This is a genomic window from Kibdelosporangium persicum, assembly GCF_013280595.1.
In the GTDB taxonomy this organism is placed as follows: domain Bacteria; phylum Actinomycetota; class Actinomycetes; order Mycobacteriales; family Pseudonocardiaceae; genus Kibdelosporangium; species Kibdelosporangium persicum.
On sequence record NZ_JAAATY010000046.1, the window covers coordinates 55,555 to 63,680 of the forward strand.

The 8,126-nt window shown below is 68.2% G+C and carries 8 protein-coding genes; 2 read left to right on the top strand and 6 right to left on the bottom strand.

The annotated features are described in order from the left end of the window. Positions 1-47 precede the first annotated feature (47 nt). The 3 genes from GC106_RS43440 to GC106_RS48480 form a co-directional block, all read right to left on the bottom strand. On the bottom strand, positions 48-1,976 hold the full coding sequence (locus tag GC106_RS43440) for a rhamnogalacturonan lyase family protein (protein WP_173142048.1): 1,929 nt from the start codon (positions 1,974-1,976) through the stop codon (positions 48-50). A gap of 223 nt (positions 1,977-2,199) precedes the next feature. After that, positions 2,200-2,418 carry a hypothetical protein gene (locus GC106_RS43445; protein WP_173142014.1) on the bottom strand — a complete coding sequence of 73 codons (219 nt, stop codon included), beginning with the start codon at positions 2,416-2,418 and terminating at the stop codon, positions 2,200-2,202. A 180-nt stretch (positions 2,419-2,598) separates the two neighbouring features. After that, complete coding sequence (locus GC106_RS48480; protein ID WP_246368157.1) at positions 2,599-2,793, bottom strand: RICIN domain-containing protein; 195 nt, start codon at positions 2,791-2,793, stop codon at positions 2,599-2,601. Between the two features lie 284 nt (positions 2,794-3,077). Here GC106_RS48480 and GC106_RS43455 point away from each other — a divergent pair, with 284 nt between their 5' ends. Together GC106_RS43455 and GC106_RS43460 are read left to right on the top strand one after the other, a co-directional pair. After that, a complete protein-coding gene (locus GC106_RS43455) occupies positions 3,078-4,106 on the top strand; it encodes a LacI family DNA-binding transcriptional regulator (protein ID WP_173142049.1) in 1,029 nt (342 codons plus the stop codon). Positions 4,107-4,439: 333 nt separating this feature from the next. After that, positions 4,440-6,092: a glycoside hydrolase family 27 protein gene (locus GC106_RS43460; RefSeq protein ID WP_173142050.1), complete on the top strand. Its 1,653-nt coding sequence runs from the start codon at positions 4,440-4,442 to the stop codon at positions 6,090-6,092. A 44-nt stretch (positions 6,093-6,136) separates the two neighbouring features. On the opposite strand, the gene GC106_RS43465 is transcribed toward GC106_RS43460, so the two are convergent. The 3 genes from GC106_RS43465 to GC106_RS43475 form a co-directional block, all read right to left on the bottom strand. Then, the gene (locus GC106_RS43465) at positions 6,137-6,385 is read right to left on the bottom strand and encodes a twin-arginine translocation signal domain-containing protein (RefSeq protein ID WP_173142051.1); all 249 of its coding nucleotides are present in this window, start codon (positions 6,383-6,385) and stop codon (positions 6,137-6,139) included. Positions 6,386-6,981: 596 nt separating this feature from the next. Further along, the gene (locus GC106_RS43470) at positions 6,982-7,140 is read right to left on the bottom strand and encodes a hypothetical protein (RefSeq protein WP_173142052.1); all 159 of its coding nucleotides are present in this window, start codon (positions 7,138-7,140) and stop codon (positions 6,982-6,984) included. A 57-nt stretch (positions 7,141-7,197) separates the two neighbouring features. After that, on the bottom strand, positions 7,198-8,126 hold a 929-nt coding region (locus tag GC106_RS43475), incomplete at its 5' end, for an HNH endonuclease signature motif containing protein (RefSeq protein WP_173142053.1).

Sequence of the window (8,126 nt, forward strand, 5' to 3'; positions counted from 1 at the left end):
CACGCGAAGCGCTCGGCCGGGACATCCCGGCCGAGCGCGTCCGCTGTTCACCGGATGGCGAAGCTGGGGTGCGGAGGCTGGTTGTAGGCGGTGTTCTGCCAGGCTATGGCCACCCGGTACATCGTGTCGTGCATCAGCGTGGTGATGCGCCGGTCGGTGGGGAACGGGGTGGAGTAGATCCGCAGCGCCCGGTTGTCGGTGGTGGGCCAGATGACCTCCTCGCGCCAGTCGCCGAGAATGTCACCGGACAGGGACGGGTTGGCTTTGGTGCCGTTGTTGGAGTGCACGCCCGAGCCGGTGAGCAGGCGGGTGTCGCCACCGGTGCCGTACTTGTCGATGCGGGTCTGGTCCAGCAACTCGCGGGTCGGGTCGCCGTCCCACCAGATCAAGAAGTTGGCCGAGGACGGCTTGCGGCCGACAGCCTGGCCCCTGGTGTCCCGCAGGCTGCCGTCGGCATTGGACCAGGACTCCGCACCGGGGCTGCCCGCGTGGATGTCGCCGGACACGCCACGGCCGTTGTCGCTGCCCGAGGCGGTCTGCCACAAGACCTGGCCGGTGCGGGCGTCGGCGAACCACGACCCGGGCTGGTTGCTGCTCTCGGAAACCTTGAAGTACTCCAGGCCCGGCCGGGACGGGTCGAGGTCACCCAGATGGGCGGCGTCACCGTGGCCGAGGCGGGTGGTCCACAGGCCGCGGCCGTTGTCGTCGATGGTGGCCGCGCCGTAGACGATCTCGTCCCGGCCGTCCTGGTCGACGTCGCCGATGGTCAGCGAGTGGTTGCCCTGGCCGGCGTACCCGGCCTGGTTGTTGCTGTCGAAGGTCCAGCGCTTGACCAGTTGCCCGTTGCGGAAGTCCCACGCCGCGATCACCGCACGCGTGTAGTAACCCCGCGCCATGATCAGCGATGGCCGTGCGCCGTCCAGGTAGGCGGTGCCCGCCAGGAACCGGTCCACGCGGTTGCCGTAACAGTCACCCCACGAGCAGACGTCACCACGGGGCGGGTCGTAGTTCACCGTCGACATCGCGGCACCGGTCAGGCCGTTGAACATCGTCAGGAACTCCGGCCCGGACAGGATGTAGCCACTGGAGTTGCGGTGGTCGGCGTTGGCGTTGCCGATCACGGTGCCCCGGCCGTCACGGGTGCCGTCGGCGGTCTTCACCGCCACCTCGGCGCGGCCGTCACCGTCGTAGTCGTACACCTGGAACTGCGTGTAGTGCGCACCCGCCCGGATGTTGCGCCCCAGGTCGATCCGCCACAACCGTGTGCCGTCGAGCCGGTAGGCGTCGATGAACACGTTGCCGGTCACACCAGCTTGCGAGTTGTCGCGAGCGTTGTTCGGGTCCCACTTGAGCACGATCTCGTACTGGCCGTCACCGTCGAGGTCGCCAACGCTGGCGTCGTTCCCGCTGTAGATGCTCCCCGGCGGTTGGATCGGCACGTCGAGGTGCCCACCTCCGGTGAACCGCAGCGACGCCTCCGACGGTGCCTGCTCCACCCCGTCCACCACCGCACGCACGGTGTAGGAAGCATCCCCGGCCGCCCCGTTGTCGAGGTAGTTCGTCGACGCCGTTATCGGGCTGCCGTTGAGCTTGGTCCCACCACGGTAGACGTTGAACGCCACTCCGGCCGGGTCACCGGCCAGCAGCCGCCAGCTGACCAGGTTGCCGTTACCCGAGCGCACGCTGGTCAGGCCGCGGTTGAGTTGTTCGACCTGGCGGCCGGGCTCAGGGTTGCCCCCGCCCACGCGCACCAGCTGCCACTGCTGGTTGGCGCCGTCCACGTCGGTGTACTGGGAGATCCGGCCGCCGTCGGCGGTCGAGCGCTCCCACACGTCCAACGCCTTGCCGCTGTTGCGGTTGACCAAGACGTACGAGGCGTTGGTGTCGACCACGGCCGCCGACGCGGGCTGCGTCCCGATGGCCGTGCCTCCCAACACCATCGCGGTGGCCGCGACAGCCACCCTGAGCCTTCTCATTCGAGCCTCCACGTTGAGGGGAAAACTGGTAACCCGGATGCTCGGCACCCGGTGGGCGCCGTCGGCGCGGATGCCCGCCGACGTCCCGCACGACGTGTCCCTTCCGAACCGGAAGACCGCGCCGGCGCGTTGGTGGTCAGACCAGCAGGGCTGGCGAGCGGTCAGGACAGCCGGGCGACCACGGTGAAGGAGGCGTCGCCGGCGAACGCCGAATCCTGGGACCTCAGGTCCAGGCGCATCTCCACGGCGGCCGGTAGGCGTTGCCGCGCACCAGAGTGAAGTTGGTGGCGTTGGGCGAGTCGTAGACGTACATGTTCGACTCGCTGCTGTTGGTGAACGCCGTCATCAGGTAGTGCGGCGCAGGCCCGGCGGCGTGCGCGGTCGGAGCCGCCAGAAGCGGGACAAGGACGGCCGCGGCGAGCGCGGCGAGGAGTTTCCGCATGTCAGTAGCCCATCTGAAGGAAGGTCAGCGTGGTCGGTCGAGCAGGTCTGCTCAGGCGGACCGGCACCGCCTGAGGTGGTCCGCGCTCCGCCGCCCGGTCACGCCGCCAGGCCTGGTCGCCTGATGTTTGCGTCAACATGCACTGGACAGGACACCCCGCTCCCCTTTCTGTCCCTTTGTTCAGACGCGGGTCAGCTGGAACTGCTGGTTCTGCCCGCCGTTGCACGGGTACTGCTTGAACTGCGCGTTGTCCTGCGAGCTCGACGGCAGATCCAGGCACTTGCCCGAATGCCGTGCGACCGGAACCCAGGCAGTCGGCGCGGCCAGGCGTGCCGCTCCGTTCGAGCGATCGACATGAGGTGCCTCCGTTGGCAACCGAGTCGTGTTATCGCTGATAGTCACATTCCTGTAGCAGGGTCGGCGCCCTCCCGGCCCGATACCGGACAGTTTCCGGGAGCGCTCCCAGAGCACGGTAGCGCAACTTTTTCGCTGACGACAAGACCGGGGATACCGCTGGTTAACGCTAACAGCGGCGCCGCCGTTCACCCTCTGACCCGGCGGGGAACGCCGCGGCAGGTGATCAGTTCCGCGAGATGGAACGTTCCATGTGTCCAGGCAGTCACCTCGGGTGAATGATGTCCGTACGAGGAGGTGGGCCGGTGCCCAGAGGTGGTGCGGATGAGGGGAGGCGGCGCGTCGGCATCGTCGACGTGGCCGCCGCCGCGGGCGTGTCGAGGCAGACGGTGTCCAATGTCCTCAATGGTCGCGACGAGTACTACTCCGCCATGACCTACGAGAAGGTCACCAGCGCCATGCGGGCGCTGGGTTATCAGCCCAACCGCGCCGCGCAGACCCTGCGCTCGCGCCGCACGATGCAGATCGGCTACCACATCTTCGGCGAGCAGCTGGACCGGGCGCAGGGCTTCACCCTGCACTTCCTGCTCTCCCTGGTGAAGGCCGGCTCCGAGGTCGACCATCAGGTGCTCGTCTTCACCCACCACCACGAAGACCCGCTCGGCGTGTTCAAGGACCTCGTCGCCCGGCACGCCGTGGACGCGGTCATCCTGTCCGAGTCCACCGTCGAGGACGACCGGGCCCGCTTCCTCGCCGACAGCCGTATCCCCTTCGCGTGCTTCGGCCGCCTCGCCCCGGACCTGCCCCAGCACTGGGTGGACGTGGACAACGAGGCGGGCATGCGTGCGGTGGTGGACATGCTCGTCGCCGAAGACCACCAGCGGTTCGCCTACCTCGGCGCCGACGGCGACCAGTACTGGAAGCTGGAGCGCCTAAACGGCTTCACCCGACGGCTGGCCGAGCACGGCCTCCGCCTGCCCAAGACCTCGGTCTTCCGAGGCCCGGACCAGGGCGTCCGCCGTCGCGCGCGACAGTTGCTCACCAGCAGGAAACCGCCCACCGCCATCGTGACCGGCAGCGACGCCGTCGCAGCGGTCGTGGTCAACGTCGCGCACTCGCTCGGCCTGCGTGTCGGCGTTGACGTGGCGGTGACCGGCTTCGACGGCGGGGCTGTCGGCCTGACGACCGAACCCACCCTGACCAGCGCCCGCATTCCCGTCGAGCGCATCTCCCGCGAGCTGATCGGCCGCTGCCTGCGGCAGGTCGAGCACGGCCGCGACGACGAACCCGGACTTCTCCTGCCCACCGAACTGGTGCGTGGCGGCAGCACCTGATCGGTGGATGTTGAACGTTCAATGCCCTCTGCGCCTGCACCCGGCGGAAACCGAGACGACCGAACGGTGCAGCACCCACGCGCATTCTGGTCATTTTCAGCCGACAACGTCGGACAGCACTGGACCCCGCTGGGCCACCGACTTACTGTCACGTTCAATGTTGGCGCTAACACCGTTGCGGTTTCAGCCAACAACAACGTCGGACCGGTCCTGTTAGCGCTAACAATGAGCGCCGGTCAGCGATCCACTTCGCGTCGTTCGCCCTGGATCGCAAGGCCTGAAACGACAACCGCAGACCTCCCGCCCACGGGCGACGAGAGTCAAGGAGAGGCAATGACGCCCACTCGATCGCGGAGGCGACGCCTGAACCTGGTCGCCGCAGCCGCCGTGGTGGCCGCGGTGGTCACCGTCGCGCCCCAGGCGCCGGACCACGCCGTCGCGGCTCCCGGCAGCCCCGCACAGACGCCGCCCATGGGGTGGAACTCGTGGAATTCCTTCGGATGCAACATCAACGAGGGCATGATCCGCCAGGCCGCCGACGCCATGGTGAACTCGGGGATGAGCGCGGCGGGTTACCAGTACGTCGTGGTGGACGACTGCTGGTACGAACCGCAGCGCGACTCCCAGGGCAACCTGCGCGCCCACGCCGGCCGGTTCCCCAGCGGGATGAAGGCCCTCGGCGACTACATCCACGGCAAGGGCCTGAAGTTCGGCATCTACATGGCCCCCACCGATCGCACCTGCGCCCAGCGGGTGGGCACCTACCCGGGTTCGACCGGCAGCGGCGGACGCGAGGTCCAGGACGCGCGCACGTTCGCCTCCTGGGGCGTGGACTACCTCAAGTACGACTGGTGCAACCCCTGGGGCACCCGCGAGGACCAGATCGCCCGGTTCACCACCATGCGCGACGCGCTGCGCGCCACCGGCCGCCCGATCGTCTACAGCATCAACCCCAACAGCCTGCACGCCATCACCGGCGACAAGTACAACTGGGGCGAGATCGCCGACCTCTGGCGCACCACCGAGGACCTGCTCGACATCTGGCAGAACGGCAACGTCAACAGCTACCCCATGGGCGTGGGCAACGTCGTCGACATCACCGCTCCCCTGGCCGCGCAAGCCGGGCCAGGGCACTGGAACGACCCCGACATGCTCGTCGTCGGCCGTCCCAGGCTCACCCTCACCGAGTCCCGGTCCCATTTCGCGCTCTGGGCGCTCATGGCCGCACCCCTGATGGCGGGCAACGACATCCGCACCATGTCCGCCGACGTCAGCGCCATCCTGCGCAACCCACGCCTGATCGCGGTCAACCAGGACCGCCTCGGCGCGGGTGGCCGCCGGGTCCGCGACGACGGTGACACCGAGGTTTTCGCCAAGCCGTTGTCCGACGGATCGGTCGCCGTCGGCTTGTTCAACCGGGGCGGCGGCAGCACCACCGTCTCCACCACCGCGGCGCAGATCGGCCTGTCCGGCAGCTCGTTCACCCTGACCGACCTGTGGACCGGCGGCACGTCCGGCACATCGGGCACCATCTCGGCGAACGTGCCCGCGCACGGCGTCGCGGCCTTCCGGGTCAGCGGCGGCAGCCCCGTGGCCGCCACCACCAGCAGGCTGCGCGGCACCAGTTCGGGCCGATGCGTCGACGTGGACAACGCCTCCACCGCACCGGGAGCCGCCACGCTGCTGTGGGACTGCCACACCGCTGCCAACCAACTCTGGACCGGCTGGGCCGGCGGTGAGATCCGGATCTACGGGAACATGTGCCTCGACGCCGAGAACCAGGGCACGACCAACGGCACCCCGGTGATCATCTGGACCTGCAACGGGCAGGCGAACCAGCGGTGGACGTTCAACTCGGACGGCTCGCTGCGCAACGCCCACGCCGGGCTCTGTCTCGACGCCGACCAGGCGGGCACCGCCAACGGCACCAGGCTGATCCTGTGGTCCTGCAACGGCCAGGCCAACCAGCGGTGGACCCGGGCATGACGCGAAGGCCCCGGTCCGGATGCAAGACACGGACCGGGGCACTTCTACCGTCGGGTCACACCACGCCGTCGATCTGGAAGGTCTGCACCTGACCGGCGCTGAAACGGCACTCCGCTGAGCCTGGTGTCGTCGCGCCGGGCATAGCGATCGCGTGTTCCCCAGCCCTCCCACCTGCCGTACTCGACACCGGGGTTGACCGCGATGGTCGCGTCGGCATGGGCCAGGCCGGTGCCCAGCGCGCCGCTGGCGGCCGCGATACCGGCAGCGGTCAACACAGATCTGCGGCTGATCATGATTTCTCCTGTTGTCGCCGTGGTTGCCGGTGGGCCATCCGGCACAGGCGGCGGTGTGAAAGGAACTCGCGCGGTCCGCGGGTGCCGGTGGCACGCACCACCGGCACCCGCGGAAAACGCCTAGCTGGCGGGCTCTCCCGAGGGAGCGGCGAGCTGGGTGCCGAGCCGGACCGGCGTGCCGAAGTTCGGTGTCCAGTCGGCGTTCCAGGTGAACTTCTGGGACGCCGGACCCGGCCAGCCGGAAGTTGTTGCCCGCCGCGTCCCGGCGAGGCCCGGCGCTGATCAGTAAAGGCCCGGCGGCGGCGGACGTTGAGCACGGTGGCCAGCAGCGCGGCTACCGGAAGGAGGGCTGCCAAGAGCCGGGATCTGGCGATCGGCATGGCGCCTCCGTTGGCGTCCGAGTGATGTTATCGCTAACACTGTGCGGCGTGATCAAGAGGCGTACACCCGATGTGAACACCGATTGGCCGGAACGAGTCCTTACTGGCGGAGCCGGTCCTGCGCCGCAACCGACGAAGCGCCATCGAGACGGGAAGCGCTCGGTCCGGCCGTCATTTTCTCTTTCATATCCACGCTTCGCCTCCTTGCGAGCAGGATCAGCGTCCCTCGGCCAGACACCGGGCCAGCACGTCCGGAAGCGCTTCGGCCAGCATCCGGCGGGCGCCCTCGCAAACGATCTGGTCGATCAACGACGCCTCGCCCGCCACCGGGCGGTCGTTGTCACCAGAAGCAGGATCGGGGACCACGCTGAGCACAGGGCGTGCCTTCCCGACCGACGCGCCAACGTCGACCTGTTTGAGATTTCTACCCGATCACCGGGAAGGTACGCCCTTCCTCGGCCGATCCACAGATCTCAAGCATTGCTCTAAGTGATTCCGTCGTGGTGTACGTACTGGGTCGACATAGTCCGGCGGGGTGAACCAGGCGACGCCTCCGTCCAGCCGCACCTCCCATTCGCTGCGGTGGATGAGCCGATGGTGTTGTCCACACAGGAGCACGAGGTTGCCCAGGGCGGTCGGTCCGCCGCGTAGCCAGGACTTGATGTGGTGGCTGTGGCACACGCTGGCGGGCCGGTCGCAGCCTGGGAAGGCGCATCCGCGGTCCCTGAGCACCAGTCCACGCCGGATGTGTGCGGGCACGACATAGGCCGGGACCGCGACGTCGAGCGGTTTGGAATCTCCGCCCATGACCGCGGGAAGCACGTGTGCGTCGCAGGCAATCCGCCGCGCTTCACCCGCGGTCAACCGAGTGCCGGGCAAGACCCGTTCATCCACCGATTTGGTCAGCTCGTCCATCGAGATGGTGAACGCGACCTCGGTCTTGTACCCGTTGTGCGTCGGCAGATCCGGGCAGTTCGCGGCCTTCTGCAACACATCGGCGAAGGCGTCGCCGCCGCGTTCGGCATACCCGCGCGTGTCGTCCGCTTCGCGCTTCTCAAACGGCGCAAGCAGCGCGTCGAACAGAGCGGCCGTCTCAGCATCCAACCGCCCCTTGAACTCCATCCGCCCATCGCGAAAGATATGCCGCCGCAGCTCCCGCTCCGGCCGCTGCGGCTCATCGTCCTCAGGCGCCTTGCCATCCGGGTCGATGACATCACGCACCCACCGCTCCCCATACCGGGCCAAAGCATTCGGGTCGTCCTCGGCAGCACGCTCGACCATCAACTCTTCAGCCAGAGCAACCTTTTCGGGCTCCACATGGTCGAGGCTGCCCACAAACTTCCGGATGACCTCCACCTGTC